The 22,559-nt window shown below is 63.1% G+C and carries 18 protein-coding genes and 2 pseudogenes; 5 read left to right on the top strand and 15 right to left on the bottom strand.

Translation table 11 applies throughout. The features are described from left to right. The first annotated feature begins 159 nt into the window (after positions 1–159). The 3 genes from QU606_RS16920 to QU606_RS16910 all read left to right on the top strand — a co-directional run bounded on the left by QU606_RS16920 (position 160) and on the right by QU606_RS16910 (position 4,628). Positions 160–1,962 carry a HAMP domain-containing protein gene (locus tag QU606_RS16920; RefSeq protein ID WP_041161181.1) on the top strand — a complete coding sequence of 601 codons (1,803 nt, stop codon included), beginning with the start codon at positions 160–162 and terminating at the stop codon, positions 1,960–1,962. Then, the gene (gene narL / locus QU606_RS16915; RefSeq protein WP_024075026.1) at positions 1,959–2,606 is read left to right on the top strand and encodes a two-component system response regulator NarL; all 648 of its coding nucleotides are present in this window, start codon (positions 1,959–1,961) and stop codon (positions 2,604–2,606) included. The genes QU606_RS16920 and narL overlap by 4 nt, the downstream gene beginning before the upstream one ends. A gap of 1,341 nt (positions 2,607–3,947) precedes the next feature. Continuing rightward, entirely contained in the window at positions 3,948–4,628 is a 681-nt protein-coding gene (locus tag QU606_RS16910) for a Crp/Fnr family transcriptional regulator (protein WP_024075025.1), read from the top strand. 1 nt (position 4,629) lies between these two features. On the opposite strand, the gene QU606_RS16905 is transcribed toward QU606_RS16910, so the two are convergent. From QU606_RS16905 to QU606_RS16845, 13 genes and pseudogenes are all read right to left on the bottom strand, one after another. Next, on the bottom strand, positions 4,630–5,145 hold the full coding sequence (locus QU606_RS16905) for a nitrous oxide reductase accessory protein NosL (RefSeq protein WP_193690548.1): 516 nt from the start codon (positions 5,143–5,145) through the stop codon (positions 4,630–4,632). A 29-nt stretch (positions 5,146–5,174) separates the two neighbouring features. Continuing rightward, complete coding sequence (locus QU606_RS16900; RefSeq protein WP_304997232.1) at positions 5,175–6,005, bottom strand: ABC transporter permease; 831 nt, start codon at positions 6,003–6,005, stop codon at positions 5,175–5,177. After that, positions 6,002–6,925, bottom strand: a complete 924-nt coding sequence (locus QU606_RS16895) for an ABC transporter ATP-binding protein (protein ID WP_304997231.1) — start codon at positions 6,923–6,925, stop codon at positions 6,002–6,004. The genes QU606_RS16900 and QU606_RS16895 overlap by 4 nt, the downstream gene beginning before the upstream one ends. Further along, entirely contained in the window at positions 6,925–8,190 is a 1,266-nt protein-coding gene (locus QU606_RS16890) for a nitrous oxide reductase family maturation protein NosD (protein WP_370531072.1), read from the bottom strand. The genes QU606_RS16895 and QU606_RS16890 overlap by 1 nt, the downstream gene beginning before the upstream one ends. A gap of 156 nt (positions 8,191–8,346) precedes the next feature. Further along, positions 8,347–10,248: a TAT-dependent nitrous-oxide reductase gene (nosZ, locus tag QU606_RS16885; RefSeq protein WP_102625716.1), complete on the bottom strand. Its 1,902-nt coding sequence runs from the start codon at positions 10,246–10,248 to the stop codon at positions 8,347–8,349. Between the two features lie 11 nt (positions 10,249–10,259). Beyond that, entirely contained in the window at positions 10,260–12,389 is a 2,130-nt protein-coding gene (gene nosR / locus QU606_RS16880) for a transcriptional regulator NosR (RefSeq protein WP_304997230.1), read from the bottom strand. 1,065 nt (positions 12,390–13,454) lie between these two features. Beyond that, positions 13,455–13,922 carry an SCP2 domain-containing protein gene (locus tag QU606_RS16875; RefSeq protein WP_024075018.1) on the bottom strand — a complete coding sequence of 156 codons (468 nt, stop codon included), beginning with the start codon at positions 13,920–13,922 and terminating at the stop codon, positions 13,455–13,457. Then, positions 13,916–14,806 carry a U32 family peptidase gene (locus QU606_RS16870; RefSeq protein ID WP_150293713.1) on the bottom strand — a complete coding sequence of 297 codons (891 nt, stop codon included), beginning with the start codon at positions 14,804–14,806 and terminating at the stop codon, positions 13,916–13,918. The genes QU606_RS16875 and QU606_RS16870 overlap by 7 nt, the downstream gene beginning before the upstream one ends. Positions 14,807–14,816: 10 nt before the next feature. Beyond that, the gene (locus QU606_RS16865) at positions 14,817–15,812 is read right to left on the bottom strand and encodes a peptidase U32 family protein (RefSeq protein WP_069076596.1); all 996 of its coding nucleotides are present in this window, start codon (positions 15,810–15,812) and stop codon (positions 14,817–14,819) included. Positions 15,813–15,821: 9 nt separating this feature from the next. Next, positions 15,822–17,054 (bottom strand): gephyrin-like molybdotransferase Glp, encoded by a 1,233-nt coding sequence (glp, locus tag QU606_RS16860; protein WP_102625638.1) that lies wholly within the window; start codon positions 17,052–17,054, stop codon positions 15,822–15,824. Continuing rightward, positions 17,051–17,605 carry a molybdenum cofactor biosynthesis protein B gene (gene moaB / locus QU606_RS16855; RefSeq protein ID WP_069076594.1) on the bottom strand — a complete coding sequence of 185 codons (555 nt, stop codon included), beginning with the start codon at positions 17,603–17,605 and terminating at the stop codon, positions 17,051–17,053. Before moaB ends, glp begins: the two co-directional genes overlap by 4 nt. Before the next feature lie 85 nt (positions 17,606–17,690). Next, a complete protein-coding gene (gene pdxH, locus QU606_RS16850; protein ID WP_024075013.1) occupies positions 17,691–18,338 on the bottom strand; it encodes a pyridoxamine 5'-phosphate oxidase in 648 nt (215 codons plus the stop codon). Between the two features lie 640 nt (positions 18,339–18,978). Next, a pseudogene (locus QU606_RS16845) lies at positions 18,979–19,941 on the bottom strand (sigma 54-interacting transcriptional regulator); the annotation flags it as partial. A gap of 174 nt (positions 19,942–20,115) precedes the next feature. Between QU606_RS16845 and QU606_RS16840 the strand changes: the two are divergent. Further along, positions 20,116–20,586 (top strand): annotated as a pseudogene (locus tag QU606_RS16840) (hemerythrin domain-containing protein); the annotation flags it as partial. Here QU606_RS16840 and QU606_RS16835 read toward each other — a convergent pair. Both QU606_RS16835 and QU606_RS16830 read right to left on the bottom strand, forming a co-directional pair. After that, positions 20,587–21,018, bottom strand: coding sequence for a membrane protein (locus QU606_RS16835; RefSeq protein ID WP_024075009.1), 432 nt, complete (start codon positions 21,016–21,018; stop codon positions 20,587–20,589). 9 nt (positions 21,019–21,027) lie between these two features. Next, positions 21,028–22,218 carry an NnrS family protein gene (locus QU606_RS16830; protein WP_304997229.1) on the bottom strand — a complete coding sequence of 397 codons (1,191 nt, stop codon included), beginning with the start codon at positions 22,216–22,218 and terminating at the stop codon, positions 21,028–21,030. A 120-nt stretch (positions 22,219–22,338) separates the two neighbouring features. Here QU606_RS16830 and QU606_RS16825 point away from each other — a divergent pair, with 120 nt between their 5' ends. Next, entirely contained in the window at positions 22,339–22,542 is a 204-nt protein-coding gene (locus QU606_RS16825) for a hypothetical protein (RefSeq protein ID WP_024075007.1), read from the top strand. Positions 22,543–22,559: the final 17 nt, after the last annotated feature.

Raw genomic sequence — 22,559 nt, 5'->3', positions numbered from 1 at the left:
TATTTATCAATGGATTGGTCTCTTGTGCCGGTGTTTTCCCGTGGGAGGGTTTGCCGGCAATTCTTTAGAGGTAGTGCGCCAGGGATTGCGGTGTTCCAGCCCTTTTTGCCCTTTTTGGTGCCGCCATGCAGACGTCCCCCCTCCTTCGATTACGCCGCCGTGTTTAGCTGGCTGCGCAGTTCCCTGCCCGCCCGCGCCGGCCTGGCCGTGATCCTGATCGCGATCCTCGCGCTCGCCAGTTCCTTGAGTGCCGGCTTGATCGCCTGGTTCAGCCAGGGCGACGCCGCCGCGATCAATACCGCAGGCTCGGTGCGCATGGAGACCTACCACCTGAGCTGGAAGCTCGCCGCCGGCGCACCGGCCGACGAGATCGACAGCATTACCCAAAGCCTGCAAGGGCGTCTCGATAGCCAGTCGCTCAAGGCCGTGCTCGAAGACGGCCCGCGCAGTGCGTTGTTGCAAAGCTACCAACAGATCCAGCAACGCTGGCACGACGACCTGCGCCCGGCCCTGGCACGGGGTGACGCCGCCCTGTTCCAGGCCAGCGCACCGGGGTTCGTCGAGCAATTGAATCAATTCGTCAGCCTGTTGCAGCAACAGAGCGAACACAAACAAGGCTGGCAACAAGGCATCCAGGGCCTGGCGCTGTTCAGCACCCTGATCATCCTGTTGATCGGCCTGTATGAACTGCAATACGGCGTGGTCAACCCCTTGCAGGAGCTGGTGCAGGCCACCCGGCGCTTTCGCGACGGCGACTTCAAGACCCGGGTCAACCACCGTTCCGAGGATGAACTGGGGCAACTGGCCCTGAGCTTCAACACCATGGCCGAAACCATCGAAGCCTCCCACCGCACCCTGGAAAGCCAGGTGCGCCTCAAGACCCTCAACCTGCAACAGGCCAACGCCGCCCTCGAGTTGCTCTACCAGAGCAGCCGCAGCCTGGCCACGCGCCTGGCGAATGCCGAGGGCCTGGATGAACTGATCCGACGCTTCCAGAAGCGCCTGCCAGGGCTGCGCCTGTCGCTGTGCCTGCAAGGCCACTTCCTCGCACCGGCCCAGCAGATGCTCGCCCTGCATGGCGGCGACAGCCGCAACGTCTGCGCCATCGGCGACTGCGCGACTTGCCAGAAACACAAGGTCGCGCCGCCCCAGGTGTTCAGCATCAGCAACCAGGGCTCGGAACTGGGCGAACTCAAGGCCCACTTCATCGACGGCCATGCGCCCCAGGACTGGGAGAAACAACTGATCCAGGCCCTGGCCAACCTGATCGGCACCTCACTGTCCCTCAAGCGCCAGCGCGAGCAGGACCACCGCTTGCTGCTGCTCGACGAACGCACCATCATCGCCCGCGAACTGCACGACTCCCTGGCCCAGGCGCTGTCGTACATGAAGCTGCAAGTCAGCCGCATGCAAACCCTGATCCGCCGCGGCGAACCGGTGGAGACCCTGGCCACCGTCACCGCCGAGCTGCGCGACGGCCTGAACAATGCCTACCGGCAACTGCGTGAGTTGCTCACCACCTTTCGCCTGCAAATCCACGATGCCGGGCTGGTGCAGGAACTGCAGGACACCGCTGAAGAGTTTTCCCGGCGCGGCGAATTCCAGGTCCACCTGCACGTCGACGCCCTGGCCTTCCAGCTATCGGCCAGTGAGCAGATCCACTTGCTGCAAATCACCCGCGAAGCCCTGTCCAATTGCCTGCGCCACGCCCATGCGCAAAACGCCTGGCTGCAACTGCGCCAGGAGGGCGAGACCGTCAGCCTGTGCATCGAAGACGACGGTCGTGGCTTTTGCGGCGACGTCGATCAACGTGAACACCACGGCCTGACCATCATGGACGAGCGCGCACGCAGCCTGCACGGCCAACTCGACATCAGCCCACGCGAGCCCCAGGGCACGCGCGTGCAATTGCGTTTTCACCCGGAATTCCTCGGGCAACCTCTACAAGGCACCCACGCATGAACACACCCACTCGCCACCGCATCCTGCTAGTCGACGACCACCCGATGATGCGCCACGGCATGCGCCAGATGCTGGAACTGGAAGACGACTTGCAGGTAGTCGGCGAGGCCGGTAATGGCCAGGAAGCCCTGGACCAGATCGACACGCTGCAACCGGACCTGGTGCTGCTGGACAACAACATGCCGCAAATGAACGGCCTGGAAACCCTGCGCCGCCTGCGGGCCATGAACTATGCGGGCAAGGTGTTGCTGTTTACGGTGTCCGACGCTGAAGACGATATTCGCGATGCCCTGCGCCTGGATGCCAACGGGTACCTGCTCAAGGACATGGAGCCGGAGTTGGTCGTCCAGTTCATCCGCGATGCCTTGCAGGGTGCCTTGGTGATCAGCCCTGGGTTGACGCGGGTCCTGGCCCAGGCCCTGCGCTCGCCGCAACCCCATGCGGCGGTGGAGTTGACCGAGCGGGAGCGGCAGGTGTTGAAGACGATTGCCAGTGGGCATAGCAACAAGGTGATCGGGCATAAGTTGGGGATTACCGAGGGGACGGTGAAGGTGCATGTGAAGAATTTGCTGCATAAGTTGGGGTTGCGGTCGCGGGTGGAGGCGGCGGTTTGGGCGATGGAGCATTTGCGGCAGGCGGGGTGAGGTTTTTTTGGGGTGGGGTTGAGTACATATCCGTTATTTAGGTGACGGCCACTGGCGGTTCCGCCCTTACGGCGGGTCACTTTTGGAAAAGAGCCCCAACGTAACCAAAGGGCTCTTGCCCCACCACTCGGCACCTCGCCTAGGCTCGGTGTGCCCTCACTCCGGCTTGAATCCGTGGGCCGCCGTCATGGGCCATCCCTGGCCCAGGACGGCTAACCCGGCGTCCTGCCGGGTTACCCACGGATTCAAGCCTGCGTTCGGCCAGCGTGGTTTAACGGGGCGCCTAAGATCAAGATCAAAAGCCAGAGCAAAGCCAGAGCAAAGCCAGAGCAAAGCCAGAGCAAAAGCAGAATGAGGTCTACCTGACCTATGGAGATCTCTGACCTGTGGAGAACCAAATGTGGGAGGGGGCTTGCCCCCGATAGCGCCGGGTCAGTTAACAAATAAGTGGCTGACACGCCCTCATCGGGGGCAAGCCCCCTCCCACATTTTTTACCGAGTACACCAGGCACAACACCGGTCGGGTCTAAGGCAGCAAAAGACAGCGCAAAACCAGGCCGAGGTCTACCTGACCTATGGAGATCTCTGACCTGTGGAGATCCAAATGTGGGAGGGGGCTTGCCCGCGATAGCGCCGGGTCAGTCAACAAATAAGTGACTGACACGCCCTCATCGGGGGCAAGCCCCCTCCCACATTTTTTACCGAGTACACCAGCTACAACACCGGTCGGCTCTAAGGCCGCCGCGCTTTGGCTTTTGATCTTCGGCGCCCCGTTAAACCACGCTGGCCGAACGCAGGCTTTGGAGCGTGGGTAACCCGGCAGGACGCCGGGTTAGCCGTCCTGGGCCAGGGATGGCCCATGACGGCGGCCCACGCTCCAAAGCCGGAGTGAGGGCACACCGAGCCTAAGCGAGGTGCCGAGTGGTGGGGCAAGAGCCCTTTGGTTACTTTGGGGCTCTTTTCCAAAGTGACCCGCCGTAAGGGCGGAACCGCCAGCCGCCGTTACCGCAGCAACGGATATGTACCCGATCTAATCCAAAAAAAATGGTCGGCCCAAAGGCCGCCATCGGGGCAAGCCCCCTCCCACACTTAACCGAGTACACCAGCCACAACTCCGGTCGGTTCCAGGACCGCAAAAGCCAGAACAAAACCAAACCGAAATTTACCTGATGGATGCAGATCCAAATGTGGGAGGGGGCTTGCCCCGATACAGTGGATCAGCCACAGGTGCATCAACTGACACGCCCACATAGGCTCACAACCCCCGCAAGAGGTACCCCCACAGAGGCATATCAACCCCGCGCCAAGCCCCCTACGCTACCCCATTGCGGAGGCCCAAACATGCTCACCCATCCCCACATTGTCCTCACCCTGCGTCGCCATCACCTGTTCAGCCAGCTCCCGGAAAAAACCTTCCAGGACGTCTGTACCCTGGCCAGCCTGAAGCGCCTGCCCAACCACACGCCACTCATGCACCAGGGCGATGCCGCAGACCGTTTTTTCCTGCTGGTCAGCGGTCAAATCAAGCTGCACCGTGTCACGGGTGAAGGCCAGGAACACCTGGTGGAAGTCATCCAGCCCGGCCAGACCTTTGCCGAAGCCCTGCTGTTCACCCAGGCCAAGGCCTATCCGGTGAGCGCCACCGCGCTCAAGGACAGCGTGCTGGTCAGCATCGAAGGCCAGCATTACCGCCGCGCCCTGGAGGACCAGCCAAAAATCTGCCTGGCGATCCTGGCGAGCATGAGCATCCACCTGCACCAACGCCTCAAGGACATCGACACCCTGACCCTGGCCAATGCCAGTCGCCGGGTGATCAATTTCCTGTTCCAGGAGCGCGATGCCGTCAGCGGCGAGGTGGTCTTGCAAGTGCCTAAGCGCTTGGTGGCGTCGAAGCTGGGTATCCAGCCGGAGACCTTTTCAAGGATCCTGCACCGGCTGGTGGAAGGTGGGATGATCGAGGTGCAGCGGCGTACCATTCGGATCGTGTGTGAAGAGCAACTGATGAGCTACCAGGCCGGCTGATTCAATGGCCGCTGTGGGCCATGCCCGCTGGCTGTTGCAATAGTGCCAGGTCGATCTCGGCAAAGCGCAACACGTGCCCGCCGGTGTCCGCCGCGACCTTCTGCGCCTTGGCCTCATCGGCAAACGAGGCCAGCACCACGCCCATTGCCCCCTTGAGCCCGGTGCCGATCACGTAAAAGGCGCTGCGGGCGTCGATCAGGTGCATGTCATTGGGCGAGTCCCACGGGCTGCGGCCCATGTCGTGCACATACAGCTTGGCGTCGTCACGGTGGTTCTCCGGTTGCAGCCACCAGCCGAGCATTTCGGCGGTGGAGCAGAATTTCTTCACCGCGCCCCGCTCCACCACCTGCCCCTTGGGCCCGGGGAATTCGTTGATAACCATGCCGCACACGTGGCACTCATCGTTGGGATGAAATGCCACCGGCGCGTCACTGAAACTCGACGCCTGTTCCTTATCGCACGCCGTCAGCAGCAAACCGACCAGCAAGGCCGTCAGTACCCGTGTCTTGAAACCCATATCACTTACTCCAGCCGTCAAAAAAATCGTCAAGCGCCGCGGCGCAGAAACATCCCATAGGCCAGCGCCAACGGCCCGGCCACCCAGGCCAACAAACACGCCCACAGGGCCTGCGGCGGTACGTCGAGGTCCGTGCCCAGGGCCATGACCCCGATGGACTGTGTGCCCGTGCCGAAGCCGGACAGGTTGATCAGCCGATACACGTCGGTAGGGTTGAGCAGCAACAGCCAGGGCAACCCCTGCGGGTTTAACTGGCCCTTGCCGACCACCAGCAGGGCCAGCAGCGCCAGGTCGAACACCAGCACAAAGAAAAACCACACGCCCAGGGCCAGGCCGGCAGCCGTGGATTTTTCCGCGCAACGGCTGCTCAGGGCATAGGCCAGGCCGAGAAACACCCAGCCCAATAACGTCGAGGTCAGCATGAAACGGCCAAACGCCCAGAGAAGCACGCCGAGTTCGACGTCATCCACCAGCAGCGCGATGGCAAGCATCGCGCAGCCAAACCCGAGCACCGTGGCCAATGCCAGGATCAGCCCGTGGCCGACAAACTTGCCCAGCAGGATCTGCCCGCGTCCCAGGGGATAGGTGAGCAACAGCAACAAGGTGCCGCTTTCGTCCTCGCCGACGATGGCGTCATAAGCCAGCAACAACGCAATCAGCGGCATCAAGAAGGTCGCCAGGCTGGCCAGGCTCGCGATGGTCGCGGCAATCGAGGTGAAGCCCAGTTGCCCGGCGGCGGCGGCCCCCAGCCACGCAATACCGATGGCCAGCACCGCGAACAACAGGCTGATCGCCAACAGCCAACGGTTGCGCAGGCCGTCGCAGAACTCTTTGCGCGCCATGTTCCAGACCGGGCTCATAACGCCGCCTCCTGTTCCGTGATCTGGTGGCTGTTCATGTAATGGCGGTAAAGGTCTTCGAGGGAAGGCGTGAGGATTTCCACATCACTGGGGCTGTCCTCGGCCAGCAACTGGCGCAGCAGTTCCACCTTGCTGCCGTTGCACGCCGCCACTTGCAGCCCTTCGTCGCCCCAGGGCCGGGTCACATGGCCGGCAGCGCTCCAGCGTTGTTGCAGCACCTCGACACGCTGCAAACCGCTGCCGCGGATCAGCGTCGGCAAGCCGGCCTCGGCACGCAGTTGTGCCAGGCTGCCCAGCGCCAACAGGCGGCCCTGGGTGAGGATCGCGGCGCGGTTGATATGCGCTTCGACCCCCGGCAGCACGTGGGAACACAGAATGATGCTGGTCCCCGCGGCGCGCAGGCGGTCGAGCAGGCGATACAGGTCTTGGGTCGCGAACGGATCGAGACCCACGGTAGGCTCGTCGAGCAGCAACAGGCGCGGCTCGCCGAGCAGGGCCTGGGCCAACCCCAGGCGCTGGCGCATGCCTTTGGAATAGGTCTTGACCCGTCGCGTGGCGGCCGCTGTCAGGCCGACGTCCTCCAGCAGGCTGTCGACCTGATGCATCGGCGCGCCCTTGAGCCGGGCAAAGTGGCGCAGGGTCTCCACGCCACTGAGCTGCGGGTAGAACGTGACGTTTTCCGGCAGGTAACCGAGCCAGCGGCGCACGTGGGGATCACTCGGTGCACGGCCGAACACCCGCACCTGGCCGGCACTGGCGCGCAGCAGGCCGAGGACCAGTTTCATCGCAGTGGTCTTGCCCGCGCCGTTATGCCCGAACAGCCCCAGCACTTCGCCGGGGGCCAGGTTCAGGTTCAGGCCGTGCAGCACCGTGGCACGTCCATAGCGTTGGCTGACGCCGTCGATCTCGACCAAGTTCATCAGGCAGGTTCCTTATGTGAGGGGGCTTGCATCAGGGGGTGGCTGTCCATCACCCCCGGCGACTTCATCACCGGGAACGCGCGTTGCACCCAACGCAGCAACTCGATGCCGGGGCTGTTGAGCAACAGGCGCACCTGGGGGTAGAGCCAGAGCAGGCGGTCGACGTTGTCATTGGGCTCGTAGGCCACGTCACCCAGGCCATCGCCGTTGCGGTCCCAGCCCAGGTAGTCGCTCCAGTAGTTGCCCCGCCCGTCCGCCGACCATTCTTGCAAGCGGCTGGCGACGTACTTGACCTGACGCTGGTTGTCGACAAACGCGTTGCCGGCAATGCGGTTGTCTTCTGAGCCGGCGGTGAGGTGAATGCCCACTGCGCTGCGCGCGAAGCGGTTGCCTTCAATGCGGTTGAACAGCGAGTTATAGATAAACAGCGCCTTGCCTTCGCCGCCGGCAATCATGGTGTCGCCGGTGGAGCCGTCGCGCACATCGGTAACGACGTTGTCCTGCAAGGTGGAATAAGTGATGTAGTTCATCAGGATGCCGTAGTTCTGGTCCTGTTCGGAGCGGTTGCCGGTCACCGTCAGTTGGCGGCTTTGCATCAAGGCATAGCCGGTGCGTGTGCGGCGGGTGGTGTTGCCCAGTACCCGGTTGTCGTTGGAGAACATGTAGTGGATGCCGTAGCGCAGGTCTTGCAAGGTGTTGCCTTGCAGCAGGTTGCCGTTGGAGGTGTCGATGTAGATGCCATCGCGGGTCTCGCGCACCTGGTTATCGATGACCCGAGCGCCGTGCACGGCGTACAGGTGGATGCCGTTGCCACGGTCCTGGGAGCGGATCGAGGGGTCGCCCTGGATGCGGTTGTCGAGCAGGCTGACGTCCGCGGTGCCGTCGACCCAGATGCCAAAGCCCGGGCCCTGCAGGCGATTGCCGCGCACCTTGGCGCGTTGGGCGTCGGCCTGGATGAAGATGCCGGCGTTCATGGCGGTGAGGTCACGCCCCCAATCCAGGAAGGTGCAGCCCTCGACGCTGACATCCGGCGCGCCGATGAGCAGGCCGTTGCCCTGCCCTTCAGCCTGGAACACGGCGCCGGGCGCGCAGGTCAATTGCAGCGGTTGGTCGATGTGGAACGCGCCCCGGTATTCGCCGGCCGGCAGGCGCCAGCGGTTGGGGCCGTCGGCTTGCAGGGGCAAGTCGGTGATGGGACGTACGGCAGCGTTCACCCCGAACGAGAGCAGTGCGAGCCCTATCAAGGTGATGAGTGATCGAGCCACAGTGATGTCCTTAAACTGAATGCAGTCCAATGTGGGAGGGGCGGTGCGACGATTCGACTTGCTCCCGATGGCGGTGAATCAGCCACGGATGCATCAACGGATACACCCCCATCGGAGCAAGCCCCCCTCCCACCTTTGTCCTGCGGTGTGCCTTGGTCAGGCGTGCTCGACCTTCATCCGCCCCACCATCTCCATATGCAGGGCATGGCAGAACCAACTGCAGTAGTACCAATGCAGCCCCGGCTTATCGGCGATGAAGGTGATGGAGGAAGTCTGCTGTGGGCTGATCTCCATGCTCACGCCGTGGTTGACCATGACAAAGCCATGGGTCACGTCCTCGATCATGTCGATATTGGTGATGGTCACGGTGACTTCATTGCCCTGCTTGACGGTGAATTCCCCCAGGCCGTAGGCCGGGGCCATTGAGGTCATGTACACACGCACCTTGTTGCCGTCGCGAATCACCCTGTTGTCGGTTTCCAGCTTGATCCCGTCCTTGGCGGCGATGGCCACGGTTTCGGCAAAGAATGGATCGTTGCGGTCCCAGATGGTCCTGGTCTTGATCTGGTCGCGGCGCGCCATCACGCAGTCATGGGGTTCGGCAAAGGCCGGGCCGTCGTGGACCAGTTTCATCTCGTCGCCGGAGATGTCGATCAACTGGTCGTTCTCCGGGTGCAACGGGCCGGTGGGCAGGAAGCGGTCCTTGGAGAACTTGCTCAGCACCACCAGCCACTGGCCGTCGGCGTCGCGGGTTTCGGTCAGCGACGCATGGTTGTGGCCCGGCTGATACTGCACATCGAGCTTCTGCTTGATGTAGTTGACCTTCTCGCCGCCGTAGGCGCGGATGGCTTCGGCGATGTTCCACTTGACCACCTGGCTGTCGATAAACAGCGTGGTGTAGGCAAAGCCGCGCCCATCGTAAGTGGTGTGCAGCGGGCCCAGGCCCAGTTCCGGCTCACCGACCACCACACCGCGCGGGTCGGCGATCTTGCCGCTGAACAGGTCGTCGAGCTTGTCGATGGCAATGATGGTGCAGGTGGGCGACAGCTTGCCGTTGGCGATGAAGTACTTGCCATCCGGCGAGGTGTTGCAGCCGTGGGGGTTCTTTGGCACCGGGATGTAACGGGTGAACTCGCTGTCCTTGCCGTCCTCGGATTTGCGCCCGTCCACCACCGGCACCTTGGCGCCGTCCACACTGATGAACTTGCCGGCCTTGATCGCCGCTTCGATGCGCGGAATGTTGAACACCACCACCCAGTCGCGCTCGTTGCGCATCATGCCGGCGAGGTCAGTGGCCTTTTCCGAGTTGTAGCAGGTGGCGGCTGCGTATTTGCCGGTGTAGTCCATATCGGCATTATCGAGGTTGCCGTCGACGATCACCTGGAAGGCCATTTCCATTTTCTCGGCGTCGATGGCGTTGAACATGGTGAAGGCGTTGCGGTCTTTCAGGTCGAAATTCTTGCCGTCATTGGGGTGCGGAATGATGAACTCGGCGTTGCAGAACACGTACTTGGTGTAGGGCACTTTTTGCAGGCGCAGGCCGTGGATGGCCTGGGCATTCGGTACGGTGAGGATCTTGTCGCACTTCATGATATCCAGGCGGATACGCGCCACCCGGGTGTTGGCCTTGTCGTTGATGAACAGGTACTTGCCGTCGTACTTGCCGTCGGTGGTGGACAGGTGCGGGTGGTGGCAATCGCCGTTGGCGTACTTGGCGCCCTCCCCCAGGATGCGCTTGCTCTCGTTGGTCAGGCCCCAACCGGTGGCCGAGTCGATATTGAACACCGGGATACGCATCAGCTCGCGCATCGATGGAATGCCCAACACCCGCACTTCGCCCTGGTGGCCGCCACTCCAGAAGCCGTAGTAGTCGTCCAACTGACCGGGCTCCACATGGATTTTCGACTTGGCATCCTTGGCCGCCGCGGCAAAGGATTCACGCGTGAACACCGCGCTGCCAAGGGCCGAAGCCCCGGCCAATACTGCCCCGGTCACCGCCCCCGTACCGAGGAAACTGCGCCGGGTCAGGCCGTCATGGTTGTCGTCTGTATCGTTCATGGGTCGCTCCTTCAAGGGTTGGGATTTATCTGCACTACGGGAATCTGTACGGGGGCCGCCTTGTTGCGCTTCTTGCGCTTGTTGATCAGCGGCGGGCACTTGTTTTCGTTGTGCCAGGTCATCTGGCAGTCGAGGCAGTAGTGGCATTCATTGGCGTTGATATGGCCGTCCGGGTGGATGGCCTGGATCTCACATTCCTTGGCGCACAGCTGGCAGGGGTTGCCGCATTCCTGGCGGCGCTTGAGCCAGTCGAACAAGCGGAATTTGCTCGGGATCGCCAGGGCGGCGCCGAGGGGGCACAGGTAACGGCAGTAGACTTTGCGCGTGAACAGGTTGATCACCAGCAATGCCACGGCGTAGAGCACGAACCACCACTGGCGGTCGAACTTGAGGGTGATGGCGGTCTTGAACGGCTCCACTTCGGCAAAACGTTCGGCGGTGGCCATGGACTCCAGCGACAGGCCGAACAGCACCAGCAGGATCAGGTACTTGATCGCCCATAGCCGCTCATGCACCGCGAAGGGCAATTCGAACTGGCGGATCTTCAGGCGGCGGGCGGCTTCGTTGAGCAGTTCTTGCAAGGCGCCGAATGGGCACAACCAGCCACAGAACACGCCGCGTCCCCACAGCAGGATACTGGCGGCGGTGAACACCCAGAGCATGAAGATCAGCGGGTCGGTGAGGAACAGTTCCCAGCGAAAGTCCTGGGCCAGTGCATGCACGAAGGTCAGCACATTGACCACCGACAGCTGCCCCAACGCGTACCAACCGATAAACCCCACGGTAAATACCAGGTAGCCGCGACGCAGCCAGTGCAATAGACGCGGGCGACGCGCCAGGCTGTCTTGCAGGAACAGGATCACTGTGAGCAGCACCAACGCAACACCGAGCACCAGCACCTGGGTTTGTTTCTGGTACCAGATGCTCAGCCACAACGGGCGGTTGGCTTCATCGATCGCCGCTTGTTCCTCGGCGGTGGGCGGTAGCCGTTCCAGGTATTGTTCCGGCAGCTGGTAAGGCAATTCGAAGCTGCTGAAGGTGCCACTGACCGGCCCGGTCTGGCGCCGCACCAGCAACTCCAGGGTCCAGGGCGAACCGGGGTCGAACGCCGCCTGTGCCCGCACAATAAACACCGACATCTCGGTGAAGTCCGGCATGCCCGCGGCGTAGGCATCATCGATGCGCCGGTGGTCGAGGTCGCGAAAGCTGATCACATTGCCGAACTGGCGCAACTGCACCCGATCGAAAATACCGCCTCGCACATAACCCGAGCCCTTGAACGAAAACAGCCCACGGCCCAGCACGGCGATGGCCTGTTCACCCGGCTTGAGCGCCTGCATCAACGTGGCGTAGTGCGCATCCCCCAACAGGTTGCGGCCGATACTCGACGGGTTGATGTCGGCCACATAGAGATCGATGAAAGTCTCATCGCCAGCCTCCCCCGCTTCGGCGGCGGTGTCCTTGAAGGCGGCGTCAACCTGGCCACGGGTCAAGAGCAGGCGGCGAATCGCGCCATTGCCGGTCAACTGCTCCCAGGTGGCGGGGGCAAATTGATCGGTGCGGATCAGCGCGGCTTTCTGTGGGGTCGCGGCCTTGCCGTCGATCAACTTGAGCGAGACCGCCACTTCATGGGCCGCGCGCATGACCACTTCGTTGACCACCATCGCGGTGACCGTGGCGCCGGCAATCGCATCCACCGTCACGGCCTTGGGGTCACTGGAGCGCCCCACCACGACGCGTTGACGCACGTCGACGCCGGCATAGTGGCCGGTGAAGTCGTGGAGTTTGACCTCGGGGATGCCGATCAACAGGATGGGTTCGTGGTGTTCCAGTACGTAGGCGTCACGGATGATGCCGGCGGTGTCGAGGATCACCTGGGTATTGATGGGTTTGCCTGAGTAGGCGGGGATCGCCATCACATCCAGGCTCTGGAATACGTAGCCGATGGGGGTGTTGGCTTGGGTGATGGTGCGGACGTTGAACTTGCCTTCGGGGGCGGAGACGGCGTCGTGCTGGGGGAAGGTTTTGTCGATGCGTTGCTGTTCGATCGCGCCGTAGGGTTGGGCGTGGGCGCTGGTGAAGAGGATGAGCAGCACCGACATGACCAGCCAGTGGAGTGTCAGGTGCGAGGAGCGGGCCATGGGATCCCTTTGTTGACGACGCTGAAGATGGGACCGATGGTAGGTGCGGTGATGGCGGGTAGCCCTTGATTGAAATCAAGTTGGTCAGAGGGGGGTGATTGGGGGTGGCGGTTGGGGGTTCCGTGTACATATCCGTTTCTGCGGTAACGGCCACTGGTGGGTTGGGGTACATATCCGTTGCTGCGGGAATGGCCACTGGTGGGTTGGGGTACATATCCGTTGCTGCGGGAATGGCCACTGGTGGGTTGGGGTACATATCCGTTGCTGCGGGAATGGCCACTGGCGGTTCCGCTCTTACAGCGGGTTACTTTTGGAAAAGAGCCCCAAAAGTAACCAAAAGGGCTCTTGCCCCACCACTCGGCACCTCGCCTAGGCTCGGTGTGCCCGAACGAAGGCTTGAATCCGTGGGCCGCCGTCATGGGCCATCCCTGGCCCAGGACGGCTAACCCGGCGTCCTGCCGGGTTACCCACGGATTCAAGCCTGCGTTCGGCCAGCGTGGTTTAACGGGGCGCCTAAGATCAAGATCAAAAGCCAGAGCAAAAGCAGAGCAAAAGCAGAGCAAAAGCAGAGCAAAAGCAGAATGAGGTCTACCTGACTTATGGAGATATCTGACCTGTGGAGATCCAAATGTGGGAGGGGGCTTGCCCCCGATGGCGCTGGGTCAGTTAACAAATAAGTGACTGACACTCCCTCATCGGGGGCAAGCCCCCTCCCACATTTCCAACCGAGTACACCAGCCACAACACCGGTCGGCTCTAAGGCCGCCGCGCTTTGGCTTTTGATCTTCGGCGCCCCGTTAAACCACGCTGGCCGAACGCAGGCTTTGGAGCGTGGGTAACCCGGCAGGACGCCGGGTTAGCCGTCCTGGGCCAGGGATGGCCCATGACGGCGGCCCACGCTCCAAAGCCGGAGTGAGGGCACACCGAGCCTAGGCGAGGTGCCGAGTGGTGGGGCAGGAGCCCTTTTGGTTACTTTTGGGGCTCTTTTCCAAAAGTGACCCGCCGGAAGGGCGGAACCGCCAGTGGCCGTTACCGCAACAACGGATATGTCCCCACCCCCCCCCCTCAAACCACAACCCCCCGCCCCGCCCGCTCAAGATTCCGCCACAACCAAGGCGGCAACACATCCGGATCCAGGCTGTCGATCAAATTCTTCAACCCCAACCCCAACTCCGTATCCCCCTCAATCACCAACCGGCGCCGAAAAAACAACGTATCCGGATCTTCCTGCCGGCTGGCGAGCAACAAGAACTCGCGCCAGTTACCACTGATGCTCACCTGCGCCTCGGCCTTTTGCGCAATACGCAATCCATCGCGCCCCAAGGTCAGGTACCAGCACAACCCCAGGTCAGGAATACGCAGACACATCCAGCGTCCGCGCAGCAGGTCAAACCCACCGTCGCGCAAAGGCTCGGCCAGGCAGCGGTTAAGGGCTTGCTGCAAGACCAGGCGCTGCACGCCAAACGGTACGCGACGGATCAATGGAAACAATTGGTCGGCGCCTTTGAGCAGCCATTGTTTACGACTCAGCACAGCCCCACCTCCTCAACCCGCAACATGCCCGCCTGGCCGTGCCAGTAGCCGTTGCAACCATCGACATACAGCGGCGGCGTAGCCCCCTGGCGCACCTGGTCGAAGGCTCGCACCACCTCGACCATGCCCTCGGCTCGCGGGCTCAGGCGCAACAGATCGGCACCACTGGTCACCAGGCCGGGGTAATCGGCCAGCAGGTTGGTCACGTCGGCCGACATGGTCTGGATACCGTTCAAGGTGAACAGCGCCTGCCCTTCCTGGCTGGTCAGCGCCATGCCGTCGGGGTAGTTGATGCAGCAGAACTGGCAGTCATCCTTGGGCCGGTTTTCGGCACGGGCGGTGAAGCAGCGCGCCGAATACGCCAGGGGCAAGTGGCCGTAGGCGAAGATTTCCACTTCGGGCAACGGCCGGCCCAATTCGCGTACCTGCTCCAGCACATCGGCGATCAAGCCCTGGGAGCATTCCACCGGCGGCACCCAGCGTTGCATGCCTGCATCGAGCAGTTGCACCAGGGCGTGGCCGTTGTAGAGGTTAAGCGCCGGGCCGCCGACAAAGGGCAATTTGCGCTCGATCAACATCTGCACCGCCCCCATGTCGTTGGCTTCCACCAACAGTTCGCCGTTGTCGCACAGGCGGCGCAGGCTCGACAGTTCGGAGGCGGCTTCGATCAAGGTCAGGCTCGATAACACGATCTGCGCCGAGCTGTACGTTTGCAGTTCCCGGCCCAGGCCCAACCAATGATCCAGGGTGAACGCGCGGCGTTTGGCGCACACGGTTTCGCCCAGGTAAATCACGTCCAGGGGCAAGCCGGCCATGTCTGAATAGAAGCGCCCCAGGTGTTCCTTATCCCAATAAAACAGCACCGGTCCCAGGCTGAGTTTCATCTGTGTCTCCTCACTGCCACGCACGATGGTAGGCGCCGAGCGTGGTCTGGCTGCCTTCGGATAACCCGGCCAGCACCTGGCGCCACTGGTCCTTGACCACAAAACTGGCAGGCGCATTGCGGTGGGCGTCCAGCGCGGCGCGCCAGACCCGGGTGACTTGTTCCACATAGGCCGGGCTGCGTTGCCGGCCTTCGATCTTGACCGCTTCGACGCCGATGGCGGTGAGCTCCGGTACCAGGTCGAGGGTGTCGAGGCTGGTGGGTTCTTCGAGGGCATGGAAGCGCTTGCCGCCCACCAGGAAGCGGCCCTTGCACAGGGTCGGGTAGCCGGCGGGTTCGTCCCGGGTGTAGCGGTCGATCAGCACTTCGCTCAGGCGCGCGCTCAAGCCGTCGGCGTCCTCGCTCCAGCGCACGGCCTTGGCCGGCGAACACACGCCGCAGAGGTTGGGCGACTCGCCGGTGATGTAGGACGACAGGTGGCAACGCCCCTCGGCCATGATGCACAGGCTGCCGAAACCGAACACTTCGATCGGCACCGGGCTGCTCGCCGCCACTTGCTTGACCTGGGCCAGGGACAGCACGCGGGGCAACACCGCGCGACGAATGCCGTAGCGTTCGGCATAGAATTTCAGCGCCGCCGCATGGGTGGCCGAGCCCTGTACCGACAGGTGCAAGGCCATCTGCGGATGGTGCCGGCTGGCGTAGTCGAGTACCCCGGGGTCGGCGGCGATCAGCGCATCCACGCCGTGGTCTGCCGCGCGGTCGACAGCGCGCTGCCAACGCGCCCAGATCTTCGGTTGTGGGTACGTATTGACCGCCACGTACAGCTTGCGCTGGTGCTGGCGAATAAAGGCGACGGCACCGTCGAATTGTTTGTCGTCCATGTTCAGCCCGGCGAAGTGCCGGGCATTGGTGTCATCGCGAAAACCGACATACACCGCATCGGCGCCTTGGCGCACCGCGGCTTTGAGCGCAGGCAGGTTGCCTGCGGGGCAGACCAGTTGCATGGGGGTTCCTCACAAAAATTCAGCGAAAGACAGAAATGGCACCGGTGCATCCCTGGGCACCTGATGCTCGCGCTCGATGATCACCAGGCCATCGGCCCAACAGGCGGCGGTGAGCATCGCCGAGCTTTGCTGGGGGTGCAGCACCGCGCGCAATTGCCCATCCTCGCCGGGGCTCAGGCGCGCGCGCAGGTATTGGCGGCGCTTGTTGGGCTGGAGCCATTCAAAATCGGCCGGCACCTGGATCGGTACCGGCAGCACCCGCGCCACACCTTGGGCGCGCAACAGGAACGGACGCACCACCACCAACGCTGTGATCAACGCCGCCGACGGGTTGCCGGGCAAACCCAGCCATGGCTTGCCCGCCACCTCGCCAAACGCCAGGGGCTTGCCGGGCTGGATCGCCAGGCGCCAGAAGTCCACGCGGCCGAGTTCTTCGATGGCCTGCTTGAGGTGGTCCTCCTCCCCCACCGATACACCGGCAGACGTCAACAGCACGTCGCATTCGGAGGACGCCAGGGCCAGTGCATCGCGGCTGGCGGCCAGTTCGTCGGCCATCACGCCGTAGTCGAGCACGTCCACGCCCCAGCCGCGCAGCAACGCGGCCAGGGCATATCGGTTGCTGTTGTAGATCTGCCCAGGCACCAGTGCCTCACCCGGCTCGCGCAGTTCATTGCCGCTGCTGAGCAGGCACACCCGCAGCGGGCGGTAGACTTTCAGGCGCGGGATGCCGGCCGATGCGAGCAAGCCGATGTCCTGGGCACGCAGGCGCTTGCCCACGGCGACCAGGGTCTGGCCGCGTCGCAACTCTTCGCCCTGCTTGCGCACATGCTCACCCAGGCGCACCGGTGGGCACCAGATACGCTGGCCGTAAAGGCGGCAGCGTTCCTGGGGCACCACCGTGTCGGCACCGGCCGGTACCGGCGCACCGGTAAAGATGCGCACCGCCTGCCCGGCCAGCACCTTCGCCGTGCTGTGCTGGCCAGCGGCAATGCGCCCGGCGAGCATCAGGTAGCCCCCCTCTGCCGGTACGTCCTCGGCGCGCAGGGCGTAGCCATCCATGGCGCTGTTGTCGAACCCGGGCAGGTCCAGGGGCGAGAACAGTTCCTCGGCGACCACCCGCCCCAGGGCGTGCTCCAGGTCGATTACCTGAGTGCCCGGCGGTGGCGGTGCCTGGGCCAGCAGCGTGGCGATGGCCTCGTCCACCGGCATCAGGTGGCCGCTGTCGCACACCGAAACGCTCACGAACGCGACTCGCAGGCTTGCAGGATCTGCTCGGGCTGGGGCTTGAGGTGCGGCACGAAGTTGCACGGGCCGGTGCGGCTGTCCAACTGGCCCGCGAGGATCTGATCCCAGGCGGTACGGCACGCGCCCGGCGAACCCGGCATGCAGCACACCAGCACGCCGTTGCTGATGCCGGCCAACGCACGGGATTGCAAGGTGGAGGTGCCGATTTCGACCAGGGACACCTGGCGGAACAACTCGCCGAAGCCCTCCACGTGTTTGTCCAGCAGCGGCAGCACCGCTTGGGGCGTGTTGTCACGGGCGGTGAAGCCGGTGCCGCCGGTCATCAGCACCACTTGCACATCAGGGTCGGCGATCCACAGGGAGACCTGCGCACGAATCTGGTAGATATCGTCGATCACCAGGCCACGGTCGACCAGCACATGCCCGGCACCTTGCAGGCGGTCCACCAGGGTCTGCCCGGAGGTGTCGGTGTCGAGGGTGCGGGTGTCGCTGATGGTCAGCACGGCGATGTTCAGGGGGATGAAATGACGTTGTTTCAAATGGGCCATGATCAAGGCTCCAGGCGTAAAGAAAGTGGCTGTCAGCCTGCGCCGCAATGGGCGCAGGGCCTATTCCTCCAAGGAGGTATCTCGTTCAGGGGGCCAGGCGCGTGCGCTGCCACGTCCCGGCGTGCAAGCGGTAATCGAGGCGGTCGTGCAGGCGGTCAGGGCGGCCTTGCCAGAACTCGATGCGCTGCGGTTGCAGGCGGTAGCCGCCCCAATGCTCAGGGCGCGGCGGTTGCTGCCCGGCGAAACGCTCGGTGACGTCGCGCAAGCGGCTTTCCAGCTCGCTGCGATGGCTAAGGGGCTGGCTTTGCGGCGAGGCCCAGGCCCCCAACTGACTGGCGGCCGGACGCGCATCAAAATAATCGTCCGACAGCTGCGCATCCGCCCGCACCACCGGGCCTTCGATACGCACCTGCCGCTCCAGCCCCGGCCAGAAAAACGTCATGGCCGCATGGGGATTACTCGCCAACTCCTCCCCCTTGGCACTCTGGTAATGGCCGAAAAAGAAAAAACCCTCAGCGCTGAAACCCTTGAGCAACAGAATGCGGCAATGGGCATGGCCCTGACTGTCCACGGTGGCCAACGCCATACTATTGGCCTCGACCGGAGGCACTTCGGTTTTACGCGCCTGATCCAACCACTGGCCAAACAGCACTAAAGGATCGTCCTGCGCCAAGTCATCACGCAAGCCATAAAGGGTGTAGTTGCGGCGCAATTGCGCAAGAGACAAAGGCATGACGCAGTCCTCCAGAAAGTTCGCCACAGTGTGAGAACTACCGCGCATTTATCCCTTGACCACGATCAACATTCACCCGTGGCATGACGCCGCATGCGGTTACTTGGGCATGGGGTTCTACAGCTGATCGTATTGTTGCGGTTACTCTGGCTCTGCCTTTCCTTTGCTTTGCTTTTGCTCTGGCTTTGCTCTGGCTTTTGATCTTGATCTTAGACGCCCCGTTAAACCACGCTGGCCGAACGCAGGCTTGAATCCGTGGGTAACCCGGCAGGACGCCGGGTTAGCCGTCCTGGGCCAGGGATGGCCCATGACGGCGGCCCACGGATTCAAGCCTGGGTTCGGGCACACCGAGCCTAGGCGAGGTGCCGAGTGGTGGGGCAAGAGCCCTTTTGGTTACTTTTGGGGCTCTTTTCCAAAAGTGACCCGCTGTAAGAGCGGAACCCTAAGTGGCCGTTACCGCAGCAATGGATATGTACCCATTCCAACCCAACATCCTGGTCGGCCCAGAGGCCGCCATCGGGGGCAAGTCGAATCGTCGCACCGCCCCTCCCACATTTGATCTCCATACATGAGGTAGATATCAGTCTGCTCTGGCTCTGGTTCTTGATCTCAGGCACCGCCCCTCCCCCATACCCCCAAACTACTTGAGCCCCAACCGCCGCGCCAACTTATGCAAATTACTCGAATCCACCCCCAACAAACGCGCCGCACTCGCCCAATTACCACCGCAATGCTCCAGAGCCTGACGAATCTTATGACGCTGACACTCATCCACCGCCACCGCCAACGGCTGGAACACCTCACCGCCCAACACCGCCGGTTCAAGCACCGGCATGGCATCGCCCAGCCCCAGCCACTGCGGCTCCAGGCTCATGAACGGACGGCTGCCGCCCCGACACAACAGCTTTAACGCCGCACGGCTGATCACATGCTCCAACTCACGCACATTGCCCGGCCAGGCATAGCCCAGCAGGGCCTGGCGCGCCGCCGGGGGCAGGCACAAACCGCGCAGCCCCAGGCGCGCACGGTTGAGCTCAACGAAGTGCTCGGCCAGCAACAGAATGTCATCGCCACGTTCGCGCAGCGGTGGGATCGCCACCGGATACACCGAAAGCCGGTGATACAGATCGGCGCGAAAAAGGCCGTCGCGCACGCGGTCCGGCAGATGGCGGTTGGTGGCGGCGATGATCCGCACATCCACATGCAAAGGCCGGTCGGCCCCCAGGCGCTGGATCTCGCCGTTTTGCAGGGTACGCAGCAACTTGGCCTGAATGTTCAAGGGCAACTCGCCCACCTCGTCGAGAAACAGCGTGCCGCCATTGGCGACATCGAAACGCCCGGCGCGGTCGTGGCTGGCGCCGGAGAACGCGCCCTTGACGTGACCGAACAACTCACTCTCGGCCAACGCCTCCGGCAGCGCCGCGCAGTTGACCTGCACCAGCGGCCGGTGGCAGCGCCGCGATTGGTGATGCAGGCGCTGGGCAAACAGCTCCTTGCCGACGCCCGTCTCACCGAGCAACAGCACCGGCAACTCGGTCTGCGCCAGTACCGCCAACTCATCGAGCAATTGCCGCAGCACCTGACTGTGCCCAAGGATGGCGTCGGGCGGCAGGGTCGCATCGACCCTGATGGGGTTCGCATTACCCTGGCATAGGGTGGTCATGATCACCTCACCTCACAATAAAGCCTTATTTATCAATGGTTTTTCAGTTGGCACGGCGCCTGCAACCACCGGCACATACCGCTATCCCAATGAGGAAACCCGATGAGCCTGAGCGACTGGAACACCCAACCCCAGGATCAATTGATCGACCATCTACTGGCCCGCTACCACGCCCGGCATCGCGAACAACTGCCGGAGCTGATTCGTCTGGCCAGTCGTGTCGAACAGGTCCATGGCCACCATCTGCAATGCCCCAACGGCCTCGCGGACCTGCTGCGCGATATCCAGCAGGAACTGGAAAACCACATGCTCAAGGAGGAACAGGTGCTGTTCCCGATGCTGCAGATGGGCATGGGCGCGCAGGCGGCCATGCCGATCCAGGTGATGCGGCATGAGCATGACCAGCACGGCGAGGCGCTGGAACAGCTGTTGAGCCTCACCGATCGCATCACCGCACCGCCGAGCGCCTGTGGGACCTGGCGCAGTTTGTACAGCCAGTTGACGACCTTTCATGACGACCTGCGCGAGCATATCCACCTGGAGAACGAGGTATTGTTTGCCCGGGCACTGAGCCCCGTGGCCTGATCAGCGCAGCATCAGCTTGGCCAGGATCACGATCACCACCATATGCACCAGGATGCTGCGACGAATCCACGTCGCACGCCTGGGGCTCAGGCGCTGATGGCTCAGCAGGTACGCCAGCCACAGGTAATGGCCGATGATGCTCAGGGCCAGCACGATTTTCAGGCTCAGTAGTGCGGCAAAGTGGCTGCCCCAGGGCACGCTCAACACCCCTCGGTAGTGCCAGGCCAGGCCGATGCCGGCGCCGTACAGCAGCACCACCACGCCATGCAGCACCTGGCGTGAGCGCCGCGCGATAGCATGATCGGAGGTGAACTGGGCCGACCAGGCCAGTTCCTCACGGGCGCTGTGCCAGATCACGACTTCGAAAAACAGCGTGCCGATAAAGGCAATCGCCGCCAACAGATGCACGATCAACAAGGTGGAATAGAGCACGACGTTCTCCTAGCCTGGATGCCCATCGACCCGTGCTTGCCACAGCATCGGCCCGTAACGCCACAGATACAGGCCGAGCCCGACGCTCCAGCACAGCCCGGCCAGCCACAGCGCAGCCAGGGGCCAGAGCAGCACCAGCGCCACTCGGCTCACGCAGGCCAGGTTGAGCAGCACAAACGCCAGGGTCATCCCGGCCGGCGGCTGCAAGGCGCGGCCGGTGTGGCCGAGGCTGACGCGGGCGATCATGGCCAGGATCAAGCCGGCCATGGCGCCAATGGTCAATGCATGCACCGCCAGGCTGGGGTTGAATGGCGCACCGAAATGCCACAGCGCCATGCCCAGGCAGGCGACCGCTAGCCAGGCATACGCCAGGTGCAACGACCAGAGCAGCGGCGCGCGCCACAGGCCCCGGTCATGCCAGCGCACCAGGCGCAGCAGGTGCCCAAGCCCGAGGCCGGCGAACAGCAGGCCGATCCACAGGTTGGCCGATAGCGCCGGCCCTGCCCCATAGAGCACCGCGACCAGCATCGAACCGCCCAGCAACACGCGGTCCAGCCACGGCCAGGGCTTGACCGCCTCGACCCGGCCCAGGCCGCGCTGGGTGAAGAACGGAATCACCCGCCCGCCGATCAGGCCCATCATCGCCGCCACCAGCCACAGCCCGGTCAACACCGCCTGGCGTTGCAGGCCCAGGTCATTGCGCAACAAGCCATACAGCGACAGCGCATCGGCCACGGTCAGCAGCGCCAGCACCAGCACAATCGGGTAATTGCGTTTCTGGCGGACCTGCCACAGGGTCCAGCCCATCACCGCCGCCACTGCCAGGGGGAACGTCAGCTCCAGCACCGCCAGCAGCGGCCAATGCAGGTTGAACAACCAGCCCAGGCGGGCCGCCAGCCATAGCCCGGCGAGCAGCGCCAAGGCATTGCCACTGATGCCCGGGCGACCGGTCCAGGTCTGCACTGCCGTCAGCAGGAACCCGGCGATGATCGCCAGGCCGAAGCCAAACAACAGTTCATGCCGGTGCCAGGCCAGCCAGCCACCGGCCGGTTGCCAACTGCCGAACTGGCCGCCGAGGGCCAGCAGCCACACGGGGATCGCCAGCACCGCCAACACGCAGGCACCGAGGAAAAATGGCCGGAACGCCAAGCGGAACAACGGGGTAATCGACATAGCCTTGCGCCGATCGAGCACTTGCATAACACGGTCTCCCTTCAGGACTGCGGCAATGTTGCGCCGATGGGCGTGCGTTGCCCTTGTCGTAGATCAAGTCGCAACGGCAGCTCAACGCTTACGCTTGCGCTCACTGTAGGAGCGAGCTTGCTCGCGAAGAACGTTAACGATGACACGGGCATCCTGATTAAACGCGGTGTCTGTGGGTTTTTCGCGAGCAAGCTCGCTCCTACAACACCTTTAGCGTGCTTTGGAGCCATGATGAAAAACGCCTATGTCCCCCTCGCCTGGTTTGTGATCCTCGGTTCCATGCTGGCGGCGGCCAGCAGCCTTTCGCTGGTGCTGGTGTGAACGCCCCGCTGACGCTC

Source organism: Pseudomonas sp. OVF7 (genome assembly GCF_030644265.1).
Classification (GTDB): domain Bacteria; phylum Pseudomonadota; class Gammaproteobacteria; order Pseudomonadales; family Pseudomonadaceae; genus Aquipseudomonas; species Aquipseudomonas gorinensis.
Note: the sequence above shows the minus strand (reverse complement) of the source record. Positions and strands in the feature narration are given on the sequence as shown.

Bases quoted from the DNA above. Each gene is read 5' to 3' on its own strand.
- QU606_RS16830 (WP_304997229.1), bottom strand. From the start codon at position 22,218: ATGCAAGTGCTCGATCGGCGCAAGGCTATGTCGATTACCCCGTTGTTC.
- QU606_RS16865 (WP_069076596.1), bottom strand. From the start codon at position 15,812: ATGCAACTGGTCTGCCCCGCAGGCAACCTGCCTGCGCTCAAAGCCGCG.
- pdxH (WP_024075013.1), bottom strand. From the start codon at position 18,338: ATGCCTTTGTCTCTTGCGCAATTGCGCCGCAACTACACCCTTTATGGC.
- QU606_RS16870 (WP_150293713.1), bottom strand. From the start codon at position 14,806: ATGAAACTCAGCCTGGGACCGGTGCTGTTTTATTGGGATAAGGAACAC.
- nosR (WP_304997230.1), bottom strand. From the start codon at position 12,389: ATGGCCCGCTCCTCGCACCTGACACTCCACTGGCTGGTCATGTCGGTG.
- moaB (WP_069076594.1), bottom strand. From the start codon at position 17,605: ATGGCCCATTTGAAACAACGTCATTTCATCCCCCTGAACATCGCCGTG.
- QU606_RS16910 (WP_024075025.1), top strand. From the start codon at position 3,948: ATGCTCACCCATCCCCACATTGTCCTCACCCTGCGTCGCCATCACCTG.
- nosZ (WP_102625716.1), bottom strand. From the start codon at position 10,248: ATGAACGATACAGACGACAACCATGACGGCCTGACCCGGCGCAGTTTC.
- QU606_RS16905 (WP_193690548.1), bottom strand. From the start codon at position 5,145: ATGGGTTTCAAGACACGGGTACTGACGGCCTTGCTGGTCGGTTTGCTG.
- narL (WP_024075026.1), top strand. From the start codon at position 1,959: ATGAACACACCCACTCGCCACCGCATCCTGCTAGTCGACGACCACCCG.
- QU606_RS16900 (WP_304997232.1), bottom strand. From the start codon at position 6,005: ATGAGCCCGGTCTGGAACATGGCGCGCAAAGAGTTCTGCGACGGCCTG.
- QU606_RS16895 (WP_304997231.1), bottom strand. From the start codon at position 6,925: ATGAACTTGGTCGAGATCGACGGCGTCAGCCAACGCTATGGACGTGCC.